The organism is Streptomyces sp. NPDC059477 (genome assembly GCF_042749375.1).
Taxonomy (GTDB): Bacteria; Actinomycetota; Actinomycetes; order Streptomycetales; family Streptomycetaceae; genus Streptomyces.
In genome coordinates this window covers 46,111-68,674 of sequence record NZ_JBHYUG010000032.1, presented here as the reverse complement: position 1 = coordinate 68,674, position 22,564 = coordinate 46,111, and the positions used below count along the sequence as shown (strand labels likewise).

Here is a 22,564-nt window from a genome sequence, read left to right as displayed (position 1 = left end):
CCTCCGGCTCAGACGGTCGCGGCGGCGGCGTAGCGGTTGGCGGGGCGGGCCAGGCCCAGCAGTCCGCGCAGGGTGTCGGCCTCGTAGGCGGTGCGGAAGGCGCTGCGGCGCTGGAGTTCGGGCACCAGGTCGCGGGTGATCGCGGGGAGGTCGTGCCCGGCGACGGCGGGGCGCAGCCGGAAACCGGTCAGTCCGGCGCCCTGCCACTCCTGGAGCAGATCGGCGAGCTGGGCGGCCGTACCGGTGAAGATCAGCGCGTCACTGGTGTACGGCTCTCCCGCGAGGGTGTCGAGCCGGTCCCGGCGCGCCCGCGCGGTCGGCTCGTCGTCGTCCAGGAAGACCAGCAGGTCGGCGAAGACATGCAGGGGCTCGGCGGCGCGTCCGGCGGCGTCCTGCTCGGCGCGGATCGTGGCGACGATCGACCGGGCCTGTGCGGTGTCGTGCGGGGTGATGTAGCCGACGTCGGCGGCGCGGCCCACGAAGCGGTAGGGGATGGTGTCGTGGGCGAGGGCGCTGACGATCGGCTGGCCCTGCGGCGGCCGGGGGGTGATGGAGGGGCCCTTGACGCTGAAGTGCCTGCCCTCGAAGTCGATGTAGTGGAGCTTGTCGCGGTCGATGAAGCGGCCCGTGGCGGCGTCCCGGATCTCGGCGTCGTCCTCCCAGCTGTCCCAGAGCCGGCGCAGCACCTCCACATAGTCGGCCGCCTCGTCGAAGAGGTCGGTGACGACGTCCAGCGCGGACGGGCTGGGGTAGTCGTCGATCCGGCGGATCGTACGGCGGCCGAAGTGGGCGGCCTCGTTGGGGCGGGCCGTGAGCTGGGCGCGCACTCCGGCGCGGCCGGTGCTGACGTAGTCCAGGGTGGCGATGGCCTTGGAGAGGTGGAAGGGCTCGGTGTGGGTGGTGACCGCCGTCGGCACCAGTCCTATGTGGCGGGTCAGCGGGGCCACGCGGGAGGCGATGAGCACGGCGTCGAGCCGGCCGCGCACCTGGTCGGTGCGTTCGTCCGGGTCGAGGAAGTGGCTGGACTGGGGGCCCAGGCCGTCCTCGATGGTGACGAAGTCGAGCAGGCCGCGCTCGGCCTCCGTCACCAGATCGGCCCAGTAGCCGGCGGTGAACAGGTCCCGGGGGCGGGCCACCGGCTCGCGCCAGGACGCGGGATGCCAGCCGGTGCCGTCCAGGGCGACGGCGAGATGCGGGAAGGGGAGGGGTGCTGAGGACACGGGGCGGTGCCTTCCTTGAGGGTGACGACGGTGCGGGCCGCCGGGTGGGCAGTGCGCGGCGCGGGGCCTGCCTGTCCGGAAGCCGGAATGCCGGAATGACGGGAGAGCGGGAGGAGCCGAGAGAGCGCAGGGTGAGCGGGACCGAGCGATGTGAGTCGAACGAGGTCAGCCGGGGGAAGGCGTCAGCGGCGACAGAGCGCGGTGGCCACGCGCTTGAGGTCTATGTGGTGCCGCGAGGTCAGATGCACGGCGTGGCATATGTGTGTCACGTCGGCCTCCTCCGTCCTCGGGTCGGGCGCCCCGGGCGCCTGGTCCATCTCGTCGAAAGTCACAACGTCCCTGCCCGGACGGGTGTTCCCGGTACGCGCACCCGTCGGATGACCGAACGACGACGCACGGTGAAGCCGATCGACTCGTACAGGCGAATCGCCTCCGTGTTGCCGGCGGCGGCGTGCAGGAACGGGGTCTCCCCACGCTCGCGGATCCCGGCGGCGACCGCCCGGACCAGCCGGGTCGCCAGCCCCCGCCCGCGGTGGCCGGGGTCGGTGCAGACCGCGCTGATCTCCGTCCAGCCGGGCAGCCGCAGCCGTTCGCCCGCCATGGCGATGAGTTGGCCCCGGTCCCGGATGCCGAGGTAGGTGCCCATGTGGATGGTCCGGCGCAGGAACGGGCCGGGGCGGGTGCGACCGACCAGGTCCAGAATCTCGGGGACGTCCTCAGGGCCGAGCCGGACCGCCTCGGGGGCGGGTTCGGCGCGCAGCCCGGTGTCGACGAGCTGGACGCCGTCCACGCCGCCGACGATCTCCCAGCCGTCGGGCACCAGGTCGACCGCCTTGGTCTGCACCACCGCACCGGGTCCGACGAGGGTCTGCAGGTCGGCCCAGGCGGCGGGGTCCCGGAAGTCGGCGAGCGCGGCGCAGGCGTAGATGTCGGCCTGGTAGCGGGCGGCCTGTCCGTACCGCTCGGCGAGATGCGCGTGCGGGCCGGTCAGCGCGGTCCACACGGCGTTGTCGAGCGGGCGGTCATCGGGCGCGGGTGGGCGCTCGTCAGGCGCGGGTCCAGCGGGCCCATCGGGGCTGGCGGGACCGGCGGTCCCATGAGGCTCATGGGGCGGGGGCGGGGCTCCGCCGCCGCGGACGTAGGTCTGGTGTGCCACGGAGGCGAAGCCCTTCCGGTTCCGGCGGTGCTCAGAAGTTGGTCAGGAACTGCTCGGGAGCTGCTCAGGAGTTGGTCAGCGGCAGGCCGGGCGGGTCGATCTCGGACTTCTCGACGGCATCGGTGGACAGGTTCCACGCCTTGAGCCACTGGTCGTACTGACCGTTCTCGATCAGGTAGTTGATCGCGGCGGCGATCGGCTCGGCGAGGCCGCTGCCCTTCTTCGCGGCTGCGGCGATCAAGCCCTGGAGGGTCTCCCCCGCGCCGGAGAAGTTCCCCGCGATCCGGGTCGCCTGAGGCGTACCGGCGGTCTCGGTGGTGTGGTAGGCGAGGTTCGGGTTGGGGCCGAGGTAGGCGTCGATCTTGCCGCTGGAGAGGGCCAGATAGAGGCTGTTGTTGTCCTGGTAGTACTTGACGGTGAGGTCCTCGCCCTCCTCGGCCAGCTTGTCCTTCCACTCCAGCAGGATCTTCTCCTGGTTGGTGCCGCTGCCGACGCTGACCGTCTTGCCGGCCAGGGCGCGGTAGTCCCCGTCGAAGGTCCAGTCGCTGCTCTCGTCCACCTCGAAGGCGAGGTCGTCCTTGCGGTAGCTGGCGAACTCGTACTTCTGCTTGCGCTCCTCGGTCACGGTGACGTTGGAGATGGCCACGTCGACCTTGCCGCCGTCGAGGCCGATGAACATGTTCTCCCAGGTGGAGGGGGACACTTCGGCTTCGAGGCCGAGGACGGTGGCGATCAGCCGGGCGAAGTCGGGCTCGGAGCCGGTGAGGGTCTTCTGGTCGTCGCCTATGTAGCCGAGCGGCGGCGACCCGGACGGCAGGGTGCCGGACCCGACGATCAGCGTGCCCTTCTCCTTGATGGCGGCGGGCAGCAGGGCGCTGATGGAGGCCACCTCGGCGACCTTGATGCTGGTCTCCTGGGCGGCCCCGTTGGACAGTTGGCCCACGGTGACCGTGCCGGCCGCCGAGGTGGTGGCGGCGGCGTCGCTCTCCCCGCCGCAGGCGGCGAGGGTGGTACCGAGCGCGGCGAAGGCGGTCACGGCGGTGACGCCACGCAGGAGTTGGCGGCGCGAGAAGGTCGTGGACATGACTGTTCCTTGTCTTCGTCTTCGATGGATTCGGTGGATTGGATGGACTCGGCGGATTGGATGAGTCCGGTGGATTGGATGAGTTCGGCGGATTCGATGGACTCGGTGCATTCGACGGACTCGGTGGACTCGGTGGACTTCGCTGATGAACGTCGTTGGTGAGGGCGTCGGCAAAGGCGTCTTCACCGCACCTCTCCGATGCGCCGCACCTCTCCGATGCGCCGCACCTCTCCGATGCGCCGCACCTCGCCGATGCACAGCACCTCGCCGATGCACAGCACCTGGCCGATTCACAGCACCTTGCTGAGGAAGTCCTTGGTGCGTTCGTGTCGCGGGTTGTCCAGGACCTCGGCGGGCGAGCCCTGTTCGACGATCCGGCCGGCGTCCAGGAAGACGACTCGGTCGGCGACCTCGCGGGCGAAGCCGATCTCGTGGGTGACGACGACGAGGGTGGTGCCGCTGGTGGCCAGGTCCCTGATCACGGCGAGCACTTCCCCGACGAGTTCGGGGTCGAGCGCGGAGGTCGGCTCATCGAAGAGGATCACACCGGGCCGCAGGGCGAGGGCGCGGGCGATGGCCACGCGCTGCTGCTGCCCGCCGGACAACTGCCGCGGATAGGCGCCCGCCTTGTCACCGAGCCCCACCCGGTCCAGCAGCGACAGCGCCAGTTCGTCGGCCGCCGCCTTGGCCAGCCGGCCGGTGGCGACGGGCGCGGCGGCCACGTTCTCCAGCGCGGTCAGATGCGGGAAGAGGTTGAAGTTCTGGAAGACGAAACCGATCCGCCGCCGCTGGACGAGGATGGCCCGCTCGCTCAGTTCCTTCAGCCGCTCGCCCTGCCGGCGTACGCCGATGGGCTCGCCGTTGACGCTGACGTACCCGATGTCGGGTTTCTCCAGGTGGTTGATGGTCCGCAGCAGCGTGGACTTGCCGGAGCCGGACGGGCCGAGGATCGCCGCCACCTCACCGGGCTGCACGGTCAGATCGATCCCGTCGAGGACGCGGTGCGTGCCGTACCACTTGTGCACACCGTGCACCTGGACGGCGGCGGGCTCGACGGCGAGGGCGTCGAGGGCGGCGGGGGCGGTCCCCTCGGCCGCCGAGGTCCCGGTGGTCCCGGACGCCTCGACGGTCCCGGACACCTGGGACGACTGGGCGGACTTCGAGAGCTTCGTGGACTTGGAGGTCAGGCTCTCGGCACTCGCGGTCTCGGCGGTCATACGGCGGTCTCCCTGCGGGCACGTTCGCGTACCTCGCGCAGGCCCGCGCGGAGGCGTTGCAGCGGGGTCGGCGGCAGGGTGCGCGTGGCGCCCCGGGCGTAGTACCGCTCGACGTAGAACTGGATGACGGAGACGACGCTGGTCAGGATCAGGTACCAGACGGTGACGACCATCAGCAGCGGGACGATGTCGCCGGGGTAGGTGGCGCCCATGGTCTGGGCGGTGCCGAACAGGTCGAGCAGTGACACGTAGAAGACCAGCGAGGTGGCCTTGATCAGGCCGATCAGCTGGTTGACGTAGTTCGGTGTGATGGAGCGCAGGGCCTGCGGGAAGGTGATCCGCAGGAACTGGTAGCGCTTGGGCAGGCCGAGCGCGGAGGCGGCCTCGTGCTGGCGCTGGTCGACGGAGAGGATGCCGCCGCGGACGACCTCGGCGGCGTAGGCGGCCTCGTTGAGGCTGAGGCCGATGATGGCGACGACCATGTCGGTGCCGAGCTGGGACTCGTCGAAGGTGAAGAAGGCGGGGCCGAAGGGGACGCCGAGGCTGAGGGTCTGGTAGAGGGCGCTGAAGTTGTAGAGGAACAGGAGTACGACGATCAGCGGGATGGAGCGGAAGGCCCAGATGTAGGTCCAGCTGACGGCGCGCAGCACCGGGCTCCTGGAGAGCCGGGCGAGGGCGAGCACGATGCCGCCGAGGAGCCCGAACACCGCGCTGTAGGCGGTGACTTCGAGGGTGATCAGGAGTCCGTCGAGGATGGTGGGGCGCAGGAACCAGTAGCCGAAGCGGTCCCATTGGTAGAACGGATTGGTCGCCAGCCCGTGGAGGAACTGGGCGGCCAGGACGAGGACGATCGCGGTGGCGATCCAGCGTCCGGGCCGGCGCAGCGGCTGGACCCGCTGGGCGGTGAGGGGTGGTGACGGGGGTTCGGCTGGTGGCGGCGTGGACTTCGCCTCGGCGAGGGACACACCGGCGCCTGGGGGTTCACTCATCGTGGACTCCGGCTGGGAGGGAGGCCCCGGGGCCACGGCGGGCCGCGCGTCACCGCGTCGCGTCGGCGGGCCGGTGCGGCACGGCGGTACGGGCGGGGAGGCGCGGGGGGCACTGGACCGGGGGCGCGGGCGGGGACGGCACACCGGGAAGGGGGTGTGCGTCGGGTGCGGGGCCGGGGTGTGGTCGCGGGGTGGTGGTCAGCCCCGGCAGCGGGCTCGGCCCGGTGCGGTACACAGTGCGCTGCTGACGCGGAGCAGATCGACGGCGCGGTCGGCGACGAGACGGTCGGCGCGCGGGCGGACGCGGCCGGCGGAGCGGCGTACGGCCGTCCGGGTCGCTGCGCGCATGTCGGTCGTCCTTTGTCGTCCCGGCCCCGTGGAGAGGCCCGTTGTCGTCCCGGTCCCGGAAAAGGGCCCGTCGTGGTGTGGGGTCACGCCTCGTCCCGGAGGTCGGGGGTGCCGGTTCACCTCGACCTCGGATTCACACTGGTGTCCGAAATCGAGGTGGGTGCCCGAAAGTTAAGGGTGTGGGCCGGGCATATGTCAATGCCGGTCCACGGTGTGGAACGGTATCAGGGGCGGTCGGCCCGCACCCGGGCATCGTCCGCATCCGCCGCGTGGGCGGCCCAGTCCAGGATCTGAACGGCGGCTCCGGCGGCCTCCAGGCCCCGGCAGTGGGCCTGGTGGCGGCGGGAGATGCCGTCGAGGTCGAGATGGGCGGCGAAGGCCGGGTGGGCGGTCAGTCGGCGGGCGAAATCCCATACCGCGGGATGCTCGGCGATGCGGTGCACCACGGCGGCGTCGAGGTGGTGCCGGTGGACGATGTCGAGCTCCACCAGAGTGACCCACACCACCACGTCGGCGGCGGTGAGCTGGTCGCCCATCAGATACGGCTGTGCGGTGAGCCGCCGCTCCAGGCGCGCGAGCGCGTCGAGCAGCGTCTCCACGGCCGCCGCCCGCTCCTGGTCGTCGGCGCCGGCCCGGCCCGCGTCCTGGGCGGCGGCGTCGATCCGCTCGGCGCACAGCCGCTCGACCTCCGCTATTCCGGCGTCCAGTTCGCGTGGGAAGAGGCCGGGGCGGTTCGCGCCGAAGTGCCGGGCGAGGTCGCGGACGATGTCGGGGGCGTGCCCGCTGACGATCCGGCCGGACCAGTCGTCGGCGAGTACGGGCGCCAGGGCGGGCCCGGTGTAGCGGTGCGCGGTGGCCTCGTAGAGCGGGCGCAGGGCGGCGTGACCGCCGCCGGGACAGTCGGGGACGGCGGGCAGCAGGGAGACCGGACAGCTGTCGCCGAGGCCGAGCAGGGTGTGCGTGACGGCGATCCGCAGCCCGTCAGGGTCGGCCGTGCTCAGATGGAGGCGGTAGCGGCGCGGGACGGCGTAGTGCCCGCTGCGGGCGTCACGTCCGATGCGGCCCCGGAAGGCGGGGGTGCCGGGGGTGGAGATGCGCAGGGGGGCGGGCGGTGTGACGGTCATGGGTCTCCCCGGGATCAGGCACGCGGAGGTCCGCGCGGCGGACGGGACACGAGCGGGAACAAAGAGGAGTGGATGGGGGGAATGGGTTGAATCTGAGGAAATTAAAGGAATTGGACCCACTAGCACCAAATGCGGCGGACCCTTGACGGAGGACCGGCGTACGGCCCGGCAGGCCGGGGAGTCAGCTCCGTCTGCGGCCGATCGCGCTGCACACGCGCAGCAGATCGATGTGCCGGCGGGAGGTGAGCAGGGGTGAGCGCCGAGGCCTACGGCTCGCTCGGCTGGTCACCGGCTCAAGGCGCCCCATGATTCCCTACCCGTTCACTAGGATTCCCTAGGGGAGTGTCGATCGCCCCCAGCCCGGCGTCAAGACCACGTCCACGAACCGGTCTCGGTCCATGGACACAGAGTCCGCAAAGGGCACCGCCCCGGAGCGCGCGGGGGGGGTGCGCGGTCCGGGGCGGTGCCCTATATGTACGGGGTGTGTACGGGGCCGTTCGGGTCAGCCGGTCGGGAAGGCGTCCGGGGTCCGGATGCGGTCACGGATCCAGACACCGGCCTGTTTCAGCGGGGCGATGCCGGTCCAGGGGCCGCCCGCGTTGCAGGTGCCGGTCTTGAAGACGGCGCCGGAGCGGCCGTCGTCGGAGAAGTTCCAGTTGACCCAGGAGATCTTCTTGGCGGCCATCAGATCGAGGTACCGCTGGGACATGGCGAAGTCGTTGGCGCCCTCACCGGCGTAGTTCTGGGTGCCGAACTCGGTGACGAACACCGGGATCCGGTCCGCCGCGCGGGAGAGGGTGTTCAGGTACTCGTCGCGGTGCGAGTACGCGTAGAAGTGGAACGTGTACATGATGTTGGCGGCATTGACCGGGTTGCCGATGACCTCGTTCTCGTTGGCGCCCTCGGAGACCCCGAGCGAGGACCAGGCCCGGGTGCCGACCAGTACGGGGGCGTCGGAGTCGATGTTCCGGATCACCGGGATGATCTGCTCGGCGTAGGACTTGATGGTGCTCCAGGAGACACCGGAAGGTTCGTTGGCGATCTCGTAGAGGACGTTGGGCTTGTCCTTGTGCCGGTTCGCGATCTCCGTGAAGAAGGCACGCGCGCGGGCGAGGTTGAAGTGCGGGTCGCCGGGGCTGAGCATGTGCCAGTCGACGATCACGTACAGGCCCCGGCTGGTCGCGTCCTCGATGAGCCGATGGGCGAGGTCGGTGAACTTGCGCGGGTCGGTCTCGTAACCGCCCTCCTGGACGTACGTCGACACGCGCAGCACATCGGCGTTCCAGTCCCCGGCGAGGGCGTCGAGCGAGCCGGAGGTCAGACACTGCGGGTACCACTGGGTGCCGTGGCTGGACATGCCGCGCAACTGGATGGGTTTGCCGTACTGGTTGCACAGCTTGGTGCCGCAGACCGCGAGCCGGCCGTTGATGCCGACCGGGGTGCCGGGGGGCACGGCGCCCTGGTCGCCGGGTGCGGCGGCGGCATGGGGGGTGAGGAGCGCGCCCGTCAGGGCTGTTGCGAGGAGAGCGGACCGCGCCCACAGGCGCGACCGGGTGGTGCGTGGGGGAATCACCATGATCTCCGTCTCGGTCGTGGCGAACTCGACGCGTGCTCGTCCCGTGCTCGACGCATGCTCGACGCGTGGTTGATTCACGGTCGGGTCGCGGTCGAGTCGCGATCGGTTCGTAAGGAAACTTTCCTAACAGTTAGATAGCAGCGGGGACCGAGGGGAGCAAGGGGCGTGACGCCGATGCACGTACGGGGTGTTGGGGACCGGCGGGATGCGGGAGTGTCGTTCACGGGCACGCCGCTATGGTCCGCGCGGCGCGGCTGATCAGCGGCCGGACGCGCCCTGCACATGGGGTAGTCTTGATCCGCACGTTCGCGCGATACGCGCGGCAGGCATCGGGACGTGGCGCAGCTTGGTAGCGCACTTGACTGGGGGTCAAGGGGTCGCAGGTTCAAATCCTGTCGTCCCGACTGGAGACAGTCGCAGATCAGGGCCGGTTTCGGAGAGATCCGAGACCGGCCCTTGATCGTTCCTGGGAACCAGTTGGGGACCAGAGCCCTTGACCGGTGTCAGCGGGTCAGCGGGTCATGACGATGGGGCTCGGCAGCGTGCATGGTGCGCGCAGCACGCTGAGGTGTACGGAGAGCGCCGCTCCGGCGGCGGTGATCTTGTGGACGTCCGGGTGGAGGTAGCGCCGGGTGGTGGTCAGTGATCCGTGGCCTGCGATCCTGCGCAGGACGTGGACCTGGACTCCGGCGTCGGCGAACCAGCACCGGGGACCTGGCCAGGGGCATCGAACTGACCTCCCCGGAGGTGGCCGAGCGGCTGTCGGTGTCGGGGACGCCCGAGGCATGCCTGGAGAAGATCCGTACCCAGATCCAGCCGTCGGGCGTCAACCACATGATCTGCGCGGTCACCGACCGGACCCTGGTGAACGCGTTCACGGGACGGGACCTGCCCCAGATCCCCGGAGCCCGCGAACAGCTCCAGCTGATCCACGACCGGATCATGCCCGCCTTCGGATAAGAGCCATCGCGGATGGGTGCCGTCGAGGGTCGGATTGAGGATCTTGGCATGCTCCGGGCGGAACCGGGAGATGCTGTTCTCGGACACCATCTCCCCGTCGTCCTTCACCAGGTCCTTCGTCGCCGGCCACTGCGTCGGCGACATCCGCTACGTGGTGCCAGGGCGGCGATGCCGACTGCATCGAGTACCCGAGCCACCGGCGCTGAGCGCGGAACCGGCCGGCCTACCCCTCATCGGCCTCCTGGTCGGCGGCTTCGTTGGCGCGGTCGATCTCGGCCATGTGCTCCTCCGCCCAGGTCCGCAGTCCCGCGAGCGCTCCTTCCAATGACAGCCCGAGTCCGGTGAGTCGGTAGAAGACCCGCGGCGGCACGGTCGGTTCGACCCGGCGCGACACCAGCCCGTCGCGGGTCAGGCTTCGCAGCGTCACGGACAGCATCTTCTGCGAGACGCCGGGCATCCGGCGTCTCAGCTCCGCGAAGCGCACCTCGTCCGGTGCGGCATCGGCGAGCGTCTTGACAGCCATGGACGTCCACTTCGTGCCGATGCGGTCCAGCAGCTGCCGCGTCGGACACCGCGGATCGAACAGATCGCCGCATACCCCACGACCAGCGGCCCCGGCACCTCGGTTGGTCACCTGTGGCTCACCACCTTCCCTGAAAGTGCCGTCTAGGAAGCAGGCGGACGGTTACCTATCGTTTTATGGTCACCAATGGTAACCATCCGAGGAGCTGTCATGCCCGCCACTACCGCACACCACCTGCACCGCATCACGACGAACGGCGTCCAACTCAACGTCGCAATCGCCGGGGAGGGACCTGCGGTTCTCCTGCTGCACGGCTTCCCGCACACCTGGCAACTCTGGAGCGGCATCATGGGACGACTGGTTGGGCGGTACCGGGTCATCGCCCCGGACCTTCGAGGCTTCGGTGCCAGTGCACGTGCCGTCGAGGGGTACGACGCGGGCACCCTCGCCGCCGACGCCGAAGGGCTGCTCGACGCACTCGGCGAGCCCTCGGCAGCGGTGGTCGGCATCGACGCGGGCACCGCCCCCGCCGTCCTGCTCGCGCTGCGCCGGCCCGGCCGCGTCCGGTGCCTGGTCGTGATGGAGGCATTGCTCGGCCGCCTGCCCGGAGCAGAACACGTCGTCGCGGGCGGCGCCCCGTGGTGGTTCGGCTTCCACGCCGTCCCCGGCCTCGCCGAGACCGTCCTGGCCGGCAACGAGGCCCCGTACATCGACTGGTTCCTCGACTCGGGGACGCTCGGGCGAGGAGTACCCGACGACATCCGTGCGGCCTTCGTCCACGCGTACACCGGGAGCGAGGCCCTGCGCTGCGCGTTCTCCTCTTACCGGGCCCTGCCCACCAGCGCCCAGCAGATCCAGGAAGCTGTCGCGACGGCTCGGCTGACCATGCCCACCATGGCCATCGGCTCCCACCCCGTCGGCACCGGGCTCGAAGGCCAGCTCCGTCCCATCGCCGATGACCTGGTCGGACACCATCTCCAGGACTGCGGCCACATCATCCCCCTCGACCGCCCCGACGCACTGTTCGCACTCCTTGCTCCCTTTCTCTCCGCGCATCTGCCGAAGTGACGGGAGCGCTGCACACCGTGATGAGTGTCTCGGCGAGGTCGAAGAAGGCGCATCAACGACAGTGACGCGACGCGCCTTGGGCGTCTCGGTGCACGCGGACCAGCGGAAGGCCCCGAACGAGCGGCGCTGTCAGTGCCTGGGCCTAGGCTCGCAAGCCCACGAGGATAGGGGAGTTCCGTGCGCGATCACGCGCTGACCGCTGATGTCCCGCTCGGTCCGTTCGAGGGAACAGTGGTCACGGCCTACTCGGCCAAAGGCAGGAATGCCAAGCTGCACGCCTCGACGAGCTGTACCCAGTTACGCACGAGCGAGGTGGTTGTGGCTCGGGTTCCGTTGGACGCGGCGATGGTCAATCGCATGTGCGCCCGCTGTGCGGAGTGGGGTTCTTGGGCGCGGCCGACGACTGGACTCGGTGTCTTTCTGGAGTCGCTCGGTGGACCTGGGCTTCTCTATCAGTTGCAGTCGTACACGGCGCCTGACGAGGACGAGCGCTGGGATGAAGAGGAGGTGAGGGCTGCGGCTGGTCTTCTGCGTTCTCCCTCCGAGGACGCGGATGAAGACGGGGAAGAGGTCCTTGACGAGCGGGAGGTCCGTGAGGATGCCGAACAGCTTCGGGACCTGGTGCTTTCCACGTGGCGCGGCGCGGCGACAAGCCTGCACCGGGCACAGGCCACCGCGACCAGGTTTCCCTGGCTGGAGGAGTGGGCGAAGCCCAAGTTGGCCTTGAAGGAGCGGTACCTGGAGACCCTGCGGACGCAAGCGGCGCAGTTCGTCGATCCGGACGGGCTTCTGGCCGCCGCCGCGGTGGCCGGGATGAACGATCCGGAACTTCCGGTGAATGATCAGGCGTTCACGGTGCTCGGCAAGAGCCAGGAGATCGCTGGCGAACTGAGGAAGCTGTGGCACAAGTGGCGCAGCGAAGCCGAGCGCGGCTGGGACGACCCCCGCGAACGCTCGTACATCGCCCACAGCCTCCTGCCTCGGATGCGGAGCAACCGGAAGGGATACGACCAAGCCCTCGCCGGTGCTCAGGCCCTCGTCGGGTCCTGGGAGGAACAGGCCCGTGCCGCTGCTGCTGAGAGCTCCGCCCCCGCACGGCTGGTGACCGTCCGGCTGCCGGAGATCCGGAACGAGCGCACCCGCCGGGGCGATGGCGGCTTCCTCGACGCGCTGGACCCGTGGACCATCGGTGCCCTGGTCACCTGCCTCACCGATGCCGACTGGGGACGCCGTACCGTCACACTCCGAGCCCCTGCCCTTGTCGCCGACCGGCTCACCGCTCACGGAGGCATGGTCGACGCTGGCACTCACGCCGAGGGGGAGGACCGGGTGGCGGCTGCCGGTACGAGCAGGCGACCGAGCCATATCCGGCCCGGGATTTTCGACGACACGCCCGTCTTCGACCGGCGCCCCGTCACGGGGGACCACCTGCGTGCACTGCACACGGCCGTGCCCCACACCGAACCGTTCTACATTGTCTTCTCACCCAGCGGCGGGGTCGAGACTCTGCCCCTGGCCGTCGTGGAGACACGGCTTGCCCAGGGCTGGCAGGGTGCCATCGTCGCTGGTGCCTCGGACCTTCCCGCCAGTGTGATCGAGCCATGGGTGGCGGAGGTCGGACCGAGGCCCCCATCGGAAGGCGGTATCTGGCCCCAGGACGTTCACGACGTGCAGGACCCCCGGTTCGGTGCGGAACTGGGTCTCGCCGCAGGGGCGCGGAGCGCTGCCTGGCTGGCCTATGACGACCGCGACAGGGAACGCAACCTGCGCCTCCTCGCCATGGCCCGCGGCGTCCCCGACCTGCGGACCCTCGATGGCGGACACGACCGCGACGGACATGCCCGCACTCTGCCCCACGCGGTGTGGCAGGGGCTGCTCACCGACAGGCAGCTGGACCTCGAACCGTTCGAACAGCCCACCGAGGACCGGTGGAGCGGCGGCAGCGGGATTCCGCTGGGTGTCCTGGCCGAAGTCCAGGTGTACGCCGTGAACGCTGATCCGCGGTACGAAGGCAAGGGCCACTCGCCACTGTGCCGGCACTCCCGCGAGCGCGGTGTCGTCGCCGGGGACGACCTGCTGACCGTCTCGGATCTGGCCGCACGGGACGACTTCGACTGGTGCAGCAAGTGTGGCGGCTACGCGGCGCGCAGACTGACCGATACCCAGCTCTCCTACTACCGTGCGGCACACCGTCTCCACCACATCGCTCAGCAGCTGGACACCGGGCGGGGCCGCTACGACCGCGTTGACGTCGAGGTGCTCAGCTCCCGGCTGAGCGAACTGGCGGACTGGCATCCCATCGGCGAGGAGAACCGGTACACCCATGGCTCCCGGCGATGGTGGCGGATCATCCACGATCTGCAGAGCAAAGCGGAAGAAGCACGCCGCCACGGCACCCAGTGAGGATGTTCCGTTATGTATGGATAATCCAGGTGACTCGCGCTCCTGGGGGTCAAGGGGTCGCAGGTTCAAATCCTGAGGTCCGACGGTGTCGGAGGGCCTCACGGGTGGAAGTTTGTGAGGCCCTTCGTCGGGTGGTGGGGCGGCGGCTCGCGGGTCAGGCGTCCGTGCCCGGTCCGGCACTCTCCGGCTCGTGGCCGGGGCCCTCGCCCCGGTAGAACGCGGCGGTGCGGTCGGCCGCGCCGCGGGCCGCTTCGACGCTCTCGCCGGAGGCGACGTTGGCCTCGTACCAGCCCTCGCTCGCGGCGGTGACGAAGGACTTGCCCTCGTCGGAGGCGCCCCAGGCCTCGAAGGCGGCGGGGTCGACGGCGGGGGCGCCGCCGAGGTGGAGGGCGAGGCCCATGACGGCGAGGTCCCAGCCGACGCCGACGGCTCCGGGGCCGAACTGCGCCCAGCGCTCCTCGTCCACATGGGCGATGTGCTCCAGCTCGAAGCGGGTGCGCTCGTCGCCCTCGGGGGTCAGGCGCAGTTCGATCCAGCTGACCTCGCCGCCGTACTCCCAGGTGGCGAAGAAGCCCTTGGGCGGGTCGCAGCGCTCGATGGTGCCGGAGGCGTTGCCCTGGACCGCGTACCGGCCGCCGAGCTTGAGGTCGCCGGTGACCGGGGCGAACCAGCGGGGCAGCCGCTCCGGGTTGGTGCAGGCGTCCCAGACGTCGTCGAGCGGGGCGTCGTAGGACTGGCCGATGGTGACGATCCGCGCCTCGCCCGCTTTGAAGACGCGCTTGCCGACCGTGCGGTGCACGGTGTTGATCTGGTGGTTCACATCGATCACGGGGTACTCCTCGGTGGTTCCTCGCCGCGCAGGCGGCGTTCGCGTCTGCCGCGGGCCAGTTCGGTGCCCAGGGCGTCCAGTCGGGGCGTCCAGTAGCGGCGGAAACGGTCCAGCCAGACATCGACGTCCCGCAGTGGCTCGGAGTTCACCGCGTACAGGCGCCGGGTGCCCTCGGGGCGTACCGTCGCGAAACCGTTCTCCCGCAGCACCTTCAGATGCTGCGAGACGCCCGGCTGCGATATGCCGAACTCCTCCTGGATGACCTCGCCGACCGCCCCGGACGTCATCTCGCCGTCCGCGAGCAGCTCCAGGATCCGGCGGCGCACGGGGTCGCCGAGCACATCGAAGGCGTGCATGGGCATACAGTATCACCCGTCGCTTATATAAGTGGATGGTGAATGAGGTGGGGGTCAGGCGGTGCGGTACAGCGTGCTGAGCAGTTCGATCACCGCGGGTGTCGCCGGGTGCGGGTCGTCCCGCCACCACGCCAGGCGTACGGCGACCGGTTCCGCGTCGCGCACCGGGCGGTAGACGACGCCGGGGCGCCGGTACTGGTGGGCGGTGGACTCGGCGGTGACGCCCACGCAGCGGCCGGTCGCGATGACCGTGAGCCAGTCGTCCACGTCGTGGACCTCCTCCGTCTGCGGACGGGCGTCCGGCGGCCACAGTTCGGGGGTGGTGGTCCCGGTGCGCCGGTCGACCAGCAGCCGGCGCCCGGACAGGTCCGCGAGGCGCACCGAGCGGCGGCGGGCGAGCGGGTCACCGGCGGGCAGCGCGCACAGTCGGCGTTCCAGGCCGACGAGCGCGGAGCCGAAGCGCCGTTCGTCGACCGGTCTGCGCACCACCGCGACCTCGCACGTGCCCTCCAGCAGGCCGGCCGTGGGCGAGTTGGCGCGCACCAGGTGCAGTTCGGTCTCCGGGTGGGCGGCGCTCCAGCGGCGCTGGAAGGGCACGGTGTGCCGGCCGAGCGCGGCCCAGGCGTATCCGATCCGCAGCCGGACACGCCCCGAGGCCGCCTCGCCGACCAGGTCGTCCACCTCCGCGAGCACCCGGCGGGCGTGCGCCACCACCCGCAGCCCGGTCGGCGTCGGCGCCACCTCGCGCGAGGTCCGCCGCAGCAGCCGGACGCCCAGCGACCGCTCCAGCCCGGCCAGGGTGCGCGAGACCGCGGCCTGGGAGACGCCGAGGGTGTGGGCCGCGTCGGTGAAGCCGCCCTCGTCCACGATCGCCACCAGACAGCGCAGTTGGCGCAGTTCCAGATCCCTATGATCCATACGTCCAGCGTATAGATCGTCAGTCCCATGCATTTTGCGCATGTGTCCGGCGGGCGCACGATCGGGGGATGCGTCCTTCTGCCGTACGCGCGCGGGCCGCGCGGCGTGTCCCGCGTCCCCCGGCGTCCGGCTCCGCCCGGGGGCGGCTCGCCGGGGTGGTCATCATGACCGGCAGCGGGCTGTCCAACCAGTTCGGGGCCGCCGTCGGCGCGCTCGCCTTCCCGGTGCTCGGGCCGGTCGGGGTGGTGGCCGTTCGGCAGTACGTGGCCGCCGCCGTGCTGCTCGCCGTCGGCCGGCCACGGCTGCGGGAGTTCACCTGGGGGCAGTGGTGGCCGGTGCTGTTGCTGGCGGTCGTCTTCGGGACGATGAACCTCAGCCTCTACACCGCCGTGGACCGGGTCGGGCTCGGGCTGGCCGTCACCCTGGAGTTCCTCGGACCGCTGGCCATAGCGCTGGCCGCCGCGCGCCGCCGGCTGGACGCGTGCTGCGCGCTGATCGCGGCGGCGGGCGTGCTGGTGCTGATGCGGCCCCGGCCCTCCGCCGACCATCTGGGCCTGGGCCTGGGCCTGCTGGCGGCCTGCTGCTGGGCGTCGTACATCCTGCTCAACCGCACGGTCGGCAGGCGGCTGCCCGGGGCGCAGGGGTCCGGTGCCGCGGCGGCGGTCTCGGCGCTGATGTTCCTGCCGGTGGGGGTGCTGGTGGTGCTCCACCGGCCGCCCACCGCCGGGGCGCTGGGGTGTGCGGTGGTGGCGGGGGTGCTGTCGTCCGCGGTGCCCTATCTGGCGGATCTGTTCACCCTGCGCCGGGTGCCCGCGCAGACCTTCGGGCTGTTCATGAGCGTCAATCCGCTGCTCGCCGCGGTGGTCGGCTGGATGGTGCTGGGGCAGGGGCTCGGCGTGGCCGAGTGGGCGGGCATCGGGGCGATCGTGATCGCCAACGTACTCAGCCTGGCCGTGCCGCGCGGGCGCGAACGAACAGAAACGATCTGAGTACGGCTACTCACGACCCGGCCCACGCCCCGGGCGGACGATGGAGACCTGACCACGCCGTGCCACGCACCCGGGGAGTCCTGATGGACCGTCGTACGCTGTTCCGCTTCGCCGTCGCCAATCCCGCCTCGGCGGTGTACCTGAGCGCCGTCGGCGCGTCGGTCGCCGTGACGGCGGGGGTCGTCCTGCTGAGCGACGACCCGGGGTTCATCGGCGTCTGGCCCGTCTTCCTCACCGCCCCGACCTCGCTGCTGGGTGTGATGCCGCTGGCCGCGACCGAGACGGAGCTGCCGACGGCGGTGTACGGCGCGGGGATCGCCGTGGCCGCGCTGGTGCAGTCGCTGGTGATCGGTACGTGCTTCGAGTTGCTGCGGGGGCGGGGGCCGAAGTCGGGGGGCGCCCGGCGGATGCGGACGCAGTGAGATCGGTGGCATGGCCTGACCGAGTGATCAACATGACCGAGTGATCAAGCAGTCAGAGGGTCGGAGGGTCGTGGAGTGATCAGGTGATCAGTCCGCCGGCCGGGTGACGGAGTGTCCGGCGGCGGGGGTCGATCGCGGACAGTGTGTCCAGGTCGCCGCCGCGCGCCGCTGACTAGGGTCGCCCTATGAACCACAGCTTCGCCGTGCACGTCCCCGACGCCGTTCTCGAACCCGAGCCGCTCGACCCCGGCCAGATCGTCTCCGGTACCCCCGAGGTGACCGGCAAGGTCGTCTGGGAGTCGCAGGACGGCCGACAGCTCCGCGGCATCTGGCAGATCACCCCCGGGGTGGTCACCGACACCGAGGCGGACGAACTCTTCGTCGTGCTCAGCGGGTCGGCCACGATCGACTTCGAGGACGGGCCGACGCTGACGGTCGGCCCCGGCGACCTGGCGGTACTGCGCGCGGGCGACCGGACGACGTGGACCGTGCACGAGACCTTGCGGAAGGTGTACTCGATCAATCTCTGATCGTTCGATCAGTCTCCGATTGTTCGTTTCCGGTCGCTGCCTCCTGACCGTCAGGCCCTGAGCGCCAGGGGCGGCCCTCACCGCCCCTGGCGGTCGGTCCCCGGCCCGGCGGTCGTACCGCGTATCTCCAGGCGCGGCGCCGTCAGGTGCAGCCGGCCCGTGGCCCCGGGCGTCGGTGTCTCCAGCCGGTCGAGCAGGCAGCGGGCCGCCCGGCGGCCCATCTCGTGGCCCGCGTTGTCGACCGTCGTCAGCCATACGTGCCGCAGCTTGGCGATGCTGGTGTTGTCGTAGCCCGCCACCGACACCTGCCCCGGCACGTCGAGCCCCAGGTCCCGGGCCGCCGAGAGCGCGCCGACGGCCGCGATGTCGTTGGCGGCGAGGATCGCCGTGGGGCGGTCGGGGCGGTCGGGGCGGGCCAGCAGCCGGACGGCCGCCCGGTGACCGCCCTCCTCCGTGAGGTCGCAGGGCTCGACCAGCACTCCCCCGGCCAGTCCGTGGGCCCGCATCGTCGCCTCGAAGCCGCGCAGCCGCAGGGCGCCGACCGCCCCGTACCCGGCGAGATGCGCGATGCGCCGGTGGCCGAGGCCGATCAGATGCTCGGTGATCAGCCGGATGCCCGTCTCGTCGTCACCGGCGACCAGGTCCACCCCGTCCGGGACCGGTTCGCGGGCGCCCGCGACGACCAGCGGGAGCCGGCCGGCCACCGGGTCGAGGGCGGCCGGGTCGGGCAGGGTGCCGACCACGACCAGGCCGTCGACGCCGAGGTCGAGGAACGGGCCGGTGAGGTCGTGCCCGGCGCGGCGGCCGAGGCGGGCGTCGGCGAGCAGCATGTGCAGGCCCGCCGCGTCCAGGAGGGAGTTCAGGCCATCGAGCAGTTCCACGAACCATGGGTTGCGCAGGTCGTTCAGGAGCACGCCGATGGTGCGGGTACGGCGTTCGCTGAGGCTGCGGGCGGCGGCGTTCGGCCGGTAGCCCAGTTCGCGTACGGCCCGCAGCACGGCGTCCCGGCGTTCGGGGCTCACCTGGTCGGAGCCGCGCAGCACCAGCGAGACCAGCGACTTGGAGACTCCGGCGTGCGAGGCGACATCGCGGATGGTCGGCGGTCGAGGCATGGATGGACCGTTCCATGCGGCACACGGGTTGTCAAAGGGCCGAAGCGAAGGCCGGCGAGGAGCCCGGTCGAGGGCTGAGGCGATACTCGGGGAGGGTTGACACCGGCCCGGATGATGCTGATCGTGGCCGGTGCGGTTCCGGCCTGGATAGTGTTGATCGTGGCCGGTGCGGTTCCGGCCAGGATGGTGCTGATCGGGGCCGGCGAGTTTCTGGACCGGTCCAAGAGAGGTGGCCATGATGGTGGAAGCGTGCGGTGTCGCCGTCGTCGGTTTCGGCTGGATGGGCCGGGTGCACACCCAGGCGTACGCCCGGGTCCGGCACCACTTCCCGCAGCTGGCGCTGCGGCCGGAGCTGGTGCTGGTCGCGGAGGAGGTGCCGGGGCGGGCCGAGGAGGCGGCGCGGCAGTTCGGGTTCACCGGGACGGCCCGGGACTGGCGGGAGGTGGCGGCCGATCCACGGGTACGGGCGGTCAGCGTCACCGCGCCGAACTTCCTGCATAGGGAGATCGGCGTCGCGATGGCCGAGGCGGGCAAGCACCTGTGGATCGAGAAGCCGGTCGGGCTGAACGCCGAGGACGCGCGGGCGGTCGCCGACGCGGTGGCCAAGGCCGGGGTGCAGGGCACGGTGGGCTTCAACTACCGCAACGCGCCCGCCGTGGAGGCGGCCCGTGAGCTGATCGCCTCCGGCGGGATCGGCACGGTCACCCATGTTCGCGTCCGCCTGTTCAGCGACTACGCGGCGCATCCGGACTCCGCCCTGACCTGGCGCTACCAGCGGGCGCGCGGCGGCAGCGGGGTGCTCGGCGATCTGGCCTCGCACGGCGTCGACCTGGCCCGGTTCCTGCTCGGCGAGATCACCGCCCTCACCGCCGACACGGCCGTCTTCGTGCCCGAGCGGGCGCGTCCGGCCGGGGCCACGGCGGGCCACTCCCGGGCGGCGGGCGGCGCCATGGGCCCGGTCGAGAACGACGACTACGTGAGCTGTCTGCTGCGCTTCGCCTCCGGGGCGCGGGGCGTGCTGGAGGCGTGCCGGGTCTCGGTCGGCGAGCAGAACAACTACGGCTTCGAGGTGCACGGCACGAAGGGCGCGGTCTTCTGGGACTTCCGCCGGATGAACGAGCTGGGCGTGAGCCGGGGCGCCGCCTATCAGGACCAGCCGGTCAGCACGGTGTACGTGGGTCCGGGCGCGGGCGAGTTCGGCGCGTTCCAGCCGGGCGCGGGCAACGCCATGGGCTACGACGACCTCAAGGTGATCGAGGCGTACCGGTTCCTGCGCTCGATCGCCGAGGACACCCCGTACGGGGCCACGCTCCAGGACGCCGTACGCGGTGCGGTCCTCCTGGACACGATGGAGCGGTCGGCGCGGCGCGGGGTGTGGGTCAGCGTGCCGGAGGTGCCAGAAGTGGGGGCGGCTGACGTCCTGGAGGCGTAGGGGCGGCCGGCGGCATGTTGAAGGGCGTCACGATCTGGATCGCGGACGGCAGGGTGGGGCCCGCGGGCGGCAGCGCGCCATGGGCCCGCATCACCTGGTGGCACGCCTCGCGCAGGTCGGTACGGAGATCGTGGTGGAGGACGGCGGACAGCCGGTGCTCGCGCAGCAGGCGGGTGTTGTCGTGGTCGAGGTCGTGGGCGATGAACACCGCGCAGTCGCGGCCGAGGTCGGCGAAGGCGCGCAGGGTGGCGATGTTGCCGCCGCCGATGGAGTAGACGGCCCGGATGTCCGGATCCCGCTCCAGGGCGGCGTGTACGAGCTCGTACTGGGTGGCGTCCAGGCCCTGGCCCTCGGTGATCTCGACCAGGATCCGCTCGGGGTGCCGGGCCCGCACGGCGGCGCGGAAGCCCATCTCGCGCTCCTCCTCGTTGCGGAAGAAACCGCTGCTGAGGCTGGTGAGGATGTTGCCGGGGCGGTCGCCCAGCCACTGGCCCATCAGGTACGCGGCGGTCGCCCCGGCCGCGCGGTCGTCGATGCCGACATAGCCGAGGCGGGTGCTCGCGGGCAGGTCGGTGACCAGCGTGACGACCGGGACGCCGGCCGCGGTGAGCCGTCCGACCGCCTCGGTGACCTCGGGGACGTCGGGCGCCTTGAGGATCACGCCCTGCGAGCCGCGCCGGGCGATCCGGTCCAGGGTGCGCACCAGTTCCTGGACCGGGCCGGTCTCGCGGAAGTGGAAGCGGGAGCGCAGCACCGCCGGGTGCAGCGCGGGCAGTTCGGCCTCCAGGGCGGCGCGTACGGCGGTGCTGAACCGTTCGGGGGCCTGCATCACGATGTCGACCATGAAGGTGCGGCCGACGAGGCGGACCTGGGTGCGCTGCCGGTCGAGGTCGGCGATGGCCCGCCGCACCTCGTGCGCGGTGCTCTCCCGGACCCCGCCGCGGCCGTTGAGGACCCGGTCCACGGTGGCCTCGCTCAGCCCGGCCTGACGTGCGATCTCCCGGATCGGGAAGGGGTGGCCCATACGCCGACTCCTTGAGGGGTTTTTGATGGCTTCCTGCTGGTTGTTCGAGGGGTTTGTGCTGACAACAATGACAGGGCCGCGTGGCCCCTGTCATGGAAAAGGCGCCCCCCCTCATGGAAAGGACGGCGATGTCCCCGACCACCTCCGGTACCTGGTTCTCCGACCGGGACTGCGCCCTCGACGCTTTCCGCGCCCTGGTCGAGCGCACCACGGACGCCGCCGCCCACCCGCACGCCCGGTCCGTGGAGCGGAACGTCCCGGTGTACGACGGTGAGCGGCTGCCCGCCGATCGCCGCGCGCTCCAGGCCGAGCTGGTCCGGGCCCTCACCGACGGCCCCGGCGTCGTGGTGTTCCGCGGGGCGTTCGCCGACGCGGCGGTGCTGGACCGGCTCTCGGCGGTGTTCACGGCCCTGATCGCCGGGCAGCGTGCCTCGGGCGGCGGCGCCGGGGACCACTTCGCCCGGCCCGGCGACAACGACCGGGTGTGGAACGCGCTGGAGAAGACGGCCCTGCGCGACCCCGAGGCGTTCACCGACTACTACGCCAACGAGGTCCTCGCGCTGGTGTCGGACGCCTGGCTCGGCCCCGGCTACCAGGTCACCTCGCAGGTGAACGTGGTCAATCCCGGCGGCGCCGCGCAGAGCGTGCACCGGGACTACCACCTGGGCTTCCTGTCCGACGCGCAGGCCGCCCGCTACCCGGCGCACGTCCACCGCCTCTCCCCCGCGCTCACCCTCCAGGGCGCGGTCGCGCACGGCGACATGCCGGTGGAGACGGGTCCGACCATGTATCTGCCGTACTCGCAGACGTACGAGCCCGGGTATCTGGCCTGGCGGCGGCCGGAGTTCCGGGCGTACTTCGAGGAGCGCCACGTACAGATTCCGCTCGCCAAGGGTGACGCGGTGTTCTTCAATCCGGCGCTGTTCCACGCGGCGGGCGCCAATCGCTCGCGGGAGGTGCGCCGGATGGCCAATCTGCTCCAGATCTCGTCGGCGTTCGGGCGGGCGATGGAGACGGTGGACCGGGAGGCGGTGGTCAACGCCGTGTATCCGGTGCTGCTCCAGCGGCGCGCCGACGGCATGGACGAACGGCGGCTGGCGAACGTGATCGCCGCGAGCGCCGAGGGCTACCCCTTCCCCACCAGCCTCGACAGGGACGAGCCGGTCGACGGTCTCGCCCCGCCCGCGCAGGCGGATCTGGTGCGGCGGGCCCTCGCCGAACAGTGGCCGCCGCGGTCGCTGCGGGACGCGCTGCGGGCGGCGGCCGAACGCCGTACGAGCTGAG

The 22,564-nt window shown here is 71.2% G+C and carries 22 protein-coding genes, 1 tRNA gene and 2 pseudogenes; 9 read left to right on the top strand and 16 right to left on the bottom strand.

Translation table 11 applies throughout. The features are described 5' to 3' along the window. Positions 1–8: 8 nt before the first annotated feature. From ACFXAZ_RS18475 to ACFXAZ_RS18435, 9 genes are all read right to left on the bottom strand, one after another. Positions 9–1,220, bottom strand: coding sequence for an LLM class flavin-dependent oxidoreductase (locus ACFXAZ_RS18475; protein ID WP_384591772.1), 1,212 nt, complete (start codon positions 1,218–1,220; stop codon positions 9–11). 328 nt (positions 1,221–1,548) lie between these two features. Then, a complete protein-coding gene (locus tag ACFXAZ_RS18470) occupies positions 1,549–2,223 on the bottom strand; it encodes a GNAT family N-acetyltransferase (protein ID WP_384591813.1) in 675 nt (224 codons plus the stop codon). Between the two features lie 217 nt (positions 2,224–2,440). Further along, complete coding sequence (locus ACFXAZ_RS18465) at positions 2,441–3,460, bottom strand: transporter substrate-binding domain-containing protein (protein WP_384591769.1); 1,020 nt, start codon at positions 3,458–3,460, stop codon at positions 2,441–2,443. Positions 3,461–3,750: 290 nt separating this feature from the next. Further along, positions 3,751–4,677 (bottom strand): amino acid ABC transporter ATP-binding protein, encoded by a 927-nt coding sequence (locus tag ACFXAZ_RS18460; RefSeq protein ID WP_384591766.1) that lies wholly within the window; start codon positions 4,675–4,677, stop codon positions 3,751–3,753. Next, entirely contained in the window at positions 4,674–5,666 is a 993-nt protein-coding gene (locus ACFXAZ_RS18455) for an amino acid ABC transporter permease (RefSeq protein ID WP_384591763.1), read from the bottom strand. Before ACFXAZ_RS18455 ends, ACFXAZ_RS18460 begins: the two co-directional genes overlap by 4 nt. Positions 5,667–5,864: 198 nt before the next feature. Then, positions 5,865–6,014, bottom strand: coding sequence for a hypothetical protein (locus ACFXAZ_RS18450; protein ID WP_384591760.1), 150 nt, complete (start codon positions 6,012–6,014; stop codon positions 5,865–5,867). 224 nt (positions 6,015–6,238) lie between these two features. Beyond that, positions 6,239–7,138 carry a glutathione S-transferase C-terminal domain-containing protein gene (locus ACFXAZ_RS18445; RefSeq protein ID WP_384591757.1) on the bottom strand — a complete coding sequence of 300 codons (900 nt, stop codon included), beginning with the start codon at positions 7,136–7,138 and terminating at the stop codon, positions 6,239–6,241. A gap of 181 nt (positions 7,139–7,319) precedes the next feature. Next, entirely contained in the window at positions 7,320–7,445 is a 126-nt protein-coding gene (locus tag ACFXAZ_RS18440) for a putative leader peptide (RefSeq protein WP_384591754.1), read from the bottom strand. Positions 7,446–7,640: 195 nt separating this feature from the next. After that, entirely contained in the window at positions 7,641–8,714 is a 1,074-nt protein-coding gene (locus ACFXAZ_RS18435) for a glycoside hydrolase family 5 protein (protein ID WP_384591751.1), read from the bottom strand. 330 nt (positions 8,715–9,044) lie between these two features. Here ACFXAZ_RS18435 and ACFXAZ_RS18430 point away from each other — a divergent pair. Beyond that, positions 9,045–9,118, top strand: a tRNA-Pro gene (locus ACFXAZ_RS18430). Between the two features lie 107 nt (positions 9,119–9,225). Here ACFXAZ_RS18430 and ACFXAZ_RS18425 read toward each other — a convergent pair. Then, positions 9,226–9,417, bottom strand: a pseudogene (locus ACFXAZ_RS18425) (site-specific integrase); the annotation flags it as partial. Between the two features lie 5 nt (positions 9,418–9,422). On the opposite strand from ACFXAZ_RS18425, the pseudogene ACFXAZ_RS18420 reads away from it, so the two are divergent. Next, a pseudogene (locus tag ACFXAZ_RS18420) lies at positions 9,423–9,674 on the top strand (5,10-methylene tetrahydromethanopterin reductase); the annotation flags it as partial. A 223-nt stretch (positions 9,675–9,897) separates the two neighbouring features. Here the strand turns inward: ACFXAZ_RS18420 and ACFXAZ_RS18415 are convergent. After that, positions 9,898–10,308: a winged helix-turn-helix transcriptional regulator gene (locus ACFXAZ_RS18415; RefSeq protein ID WP_384591749.1), complete on the bottom strand. Its 411-nt coding sequence runs from the start codon at positions 10,306–10,308 to the stop codon at positions 9,898–9,900. Between the two features lie 99 nt (positions 10,309–10,407). Between ACFXAZ_RS18415 and ACFXAZ_RS18410 the strand changes: the two genes are divergently transcribed. Both ACFXAZ_RS18410 and ACFXAZ_RS18405 read left to right on the top strand, forming a co-directional pair. Further along, entirely contained in the window at positions 10,408–11,265 is an 858-nt protein-coding gene (locus ACFXAZ_RS18410) for an alpha/beta fold hydrolase (RefSeq protein ID WP_384591746.1), read from the top strand. Between the two features lie 177 nt (positions 11,266–11,442). Continuing rightward, a complete protein-coding gene (locus ACFXAZ_RS18405; RefSeq protein ID WP_384591743.1) occupies positions 11,443–13,668 on the top strand; it encodes a hypothetical protein in 2,226 nt (741 codons plus the stop codon). 154 nt (positions 13,669–13,822) lie between these two features. Here the strand turns inward: ACFXAZ_RS18405 and ACFXAZ_RS18400 are convergent, their stop codons facing one another. The 3 genes from ACFXAZ_RS18400 to ACFXAZ_RS18390 are packed head-to-tail and all read right to left on the bottom strand — an operon-like array spanning position 13,823 to position 15,771. Continuing rightward, the gene (locus tag ACFXAZ_RS18400) at positions 13,823–14,497 is read right to left on the bottom strand and encodes an SRPBCC family protein (protein WP_384591740.1); all 675 of its coding nucleotides are present in this window, start codon (positions 14,495–14,497) and stop codon (positions 13,823–13,825) included. Then, positions 14,494–14,853, bottom strand: a complete 360-nt coding sequence (locus tag ACFXAZ_RS18395) for an ArsR/SmtB family transcription factor (RefSeq protein WP_382687173.1) — start codon at positions 14,851–14,853, stop codon at positions 14,494–14,496. The genes ACFXAZ_RS18400 and ACFXAZ_RS18395 overlap by 4 nt, the downstream gene beginning before the upstream one ends. A 54-nt stretch (positions 14,854–14,907) precedes the next feature. After that, on the bottom strand, positions 14,908–15,771 hold the full coding sequence (locus ACFXAZ_RS18390; RefSeq protein ID WP_384591736.1) for a LysR family transcriptional regulator: 864 nt from the start codon (positions 15,769–15,771) through the stop codon (positions 14,908–14,910). Between the two features lie 68 nt (positions 15,772–15,839). Here ACFXAZ_RS18390 and ACFXAZ_RS18385 point away from each other — a divergent pair, with 68 nt between their 5' ends. From ACFXAZ_RS18385 to ACFXAZ_RS18375, 3 genes are all read left to right on the top strand, one after another. Further along, complete coding sequence (locus tag ACFXAZ_RS18385; RefSeq protein ID WP_384591733.1) at positions 15,840–16,760, top strand: DMT family transporter; 921 nt, start codon at positions 15,840–15,842, stop codon at positions 16,758–16,760. Between the two features lie 83 nt (positions 16,761–16,843). Further along, the gene (locus ACFXAZ_RS18380; protein WP_384591730.1) at positions 16,844–17,182 is read left to right on the top strand and encodes an SCO4225 family membrane protein; all 339 of its coding nucleotides are present in this window, start codon (positions 16,844–16,846) and stop codon (positions 17,180–17,182) included. 185 nt (positions 17,183–17,367) lie between these two features. Beyond that, positions 17,368–17,712 carry a cupin domain-containing protein gene (locus ACFXAZ_RS18375; RefSeq protein WP_384591727.1) on the top strand — a complete coding sequence of 115 codons (345 nt, stop codon included), beginning with the start codon at positions 17,368–17,370 and terminating at the stop codon, positions 17,710–17,712. Between the two features lie 77 nt (positions 17,713–17,789). On the opposite strand, the gene ACFXAZ_RS18370 is transcribed toward ACFXAZ_RS18375, so the two are convergent. Further along, a complete protein-coding gene (locus ACFXAZ_RS18370; RefSeq protein ID WP_384591724.1) occupies positions 17,790–18,824 on the bottom strand; it encodes a LacI family DNA-binding transcriptional regulator in 1,035 nt (344 codons plus the stop codon). A 238-nt stretch (positions 18,825–19,062) separates the two neighbouring features. Between ACFXAZ_RS18370 and ACFXAZ_RS18365 the strand changes: the two genes are divergently transcribed. Further along, positions 19,063–20,256, top strand: coding sequence for a Gfo/Idh/MocA family protein (locus ACFXAZ_RS18365; protein ID WP_384591810.1), 1,194 nt, complete (start codon positions 19,063–19,065; stop codon positions 20,254–20,256). On the opposite strand, the gene ACFXAZ_RS18360 is transcribed toward ACFXAZ_RS18365, so the two are convergent. Beyond that, positions 20,204–21,280 carry a LacI family DNA-binding transcriptional regulator gene (locus ACFXAZ_RS18360; protein WP_384591721.1) on the bottom strand — a complete coding sequence of 359 codons (1,077 nt, stop codon included), beginning with the start codon at positions 21,278–21,280 and terminating at the stop codon, positions 20,204–20,206. The genes ACFXAZ_RS18365 and ACFXAZ_RS18360 overlap by 53 nt on opposite strands. A 113-nt stretch (positions 21,281–21,393) precedes the next feature. On the opposite strand from ACFXAZ_RS18360, the gene ACFXAZ_RS18355 reads away from it, so the two are divergent. Continuing rightward, on the top strand, positions 21,394–22,563 hold the full coding sequence (locus tag ACFXAZ_RS18355) for a phytanoyl-CoA dioxygenase family protein (protein ID WP_384591718.1): 1,170 nt from the start codon (positions 21,394–21,396) through the stop codon (positions 22,561–22,563). The last annotated feature ends 1 nt before the right edge of the window (position 22,564 follow it).

Bases quoted from the DNA above. Each gene is read 5' to 3' on its own strand.
- ACFXAZ_RS18465 (WP_384591769.1), bottom strand. From the start codon at position 3,460: ATGTCCACGACCTTCTCGCGCCGCCAACTCCTGCGTGGCGTCACCGCC.
- ACFXAZ_RS18460 (WP_384591766.1), bottom strand. From the start codon at position 4,677: ATGACCGCCGAGACCGCGAGTGCCGAGAGCCTGACCTCCAAGTCCACG.
- ACFXAZ_RS18455 (WP_384591763.1), bottom strand. From the start codon at position 5,666: ATGAGTGAACCCCCAGGCGCCGGTGTGTCCCTCGCCGAGGCGAAGTCC.
- ACFXAZ_RS18450 (WP_384591760.1), bottom strand. From the start codon at position 6,014: ATGCGCGCAGCGACCCGGACGGCCGTACGCCGCTCCGCCGGCCGCGTC.
- ACFXAZ_RS18445 (WP_384591757.1), bottom strand. From the start codon at position 7,138: ATGACCGTCACACCGCCCGCCCCCCTGCGCATCTCCACCCCCGGCACC.
- ACFXAZ_RS18440 (WP_384591754.1), bottom strand. From the start codon at position 7,445: ATGGGGCGCCTTGAGCCGGTGACCAGCCGAGCGAGCCGTAGGCCTCGG.
- ACFXAZ_RS18435 (WP_384591751.1), bottom strand. From the start codon at position 8,714: ATGGTGATTCCCCCACGCACCACCCGGTCGCGCCTGTGGGCGCGGTCC.
- ACFXAZ_RS18410 (WP_384591746.1), top strand. From the start codon at position 10,408: ATGCCCGCCACTACCGCACACCACCTGCACCGCATCACGACGAACGGC.
- ACFXAZ_RS18395 (WP_382687173.1), bottom strand. From the start codon at position 14,853: ATGCACGCCTTCGATGTGCTCGGCGACCCCGTGCGCCGCCGGATCCTG.
- ACFXAZ_RS18390 (WP_384591736.1), bottom strand. From the start codon at position 15,771: ATGGATCATAGGGATCTGGAACTGCGCCAACTGCGCTGTCTGGTGGCG.
- ACFXAZ_RS18385 (WP_384591733.1), top strand. From the start codon at position 15,840: ATGCGTCCTTCTGCCGTACGCGCGCGGGCCGCGCGGCGTGTCCCGCGT.
- ACFXAZ_RS18380 (WP_384591730.1), top strand. From the start codon at position 16,844: ATGGACCGTCGTACGCTGTTCCGCTTCGCCGTCGCCAATCCCGCCTCG.
- ACFXAZ_RS18375 (WP_384591727.1), top strand. From the start codon at position 17,368: ATGAACCACAGCTTCGCCGTGCACGTCCCCGACGCCGTTCTCGAACCC.
- ACFXAZ_RS18370 (WP_384591724.1), bottom strand. From the start codon at position 18,824: ATGCCTCGACCGCCGACCATCCGCGATGTCGCCTCGCACGCCGGAGTC.
- ACFXAZ_RS18365 (WP_384591810.1), top strand. From the start codon at position 19,063: ATGGTGGAAGCGTGCGGTGTCGCCGTCGTCGGTTTCGGCTGGATGGGC.
- ACFXAZ_RS18360 (WP_384591721.1), bottom strand. From the start codon at position 21,280: ATGGGCCACCCCTTCCCGATCCGGGAGATCGCACGTCAGGCCGGGCTG.
- ACFXAZ_RS18355 (WP_384591718.1), top strand. From the start codon at position 21,394: ATGGAAAGGACGGCGATGTCCCCGACCACCTCCGGTACCTGGTTCTCC.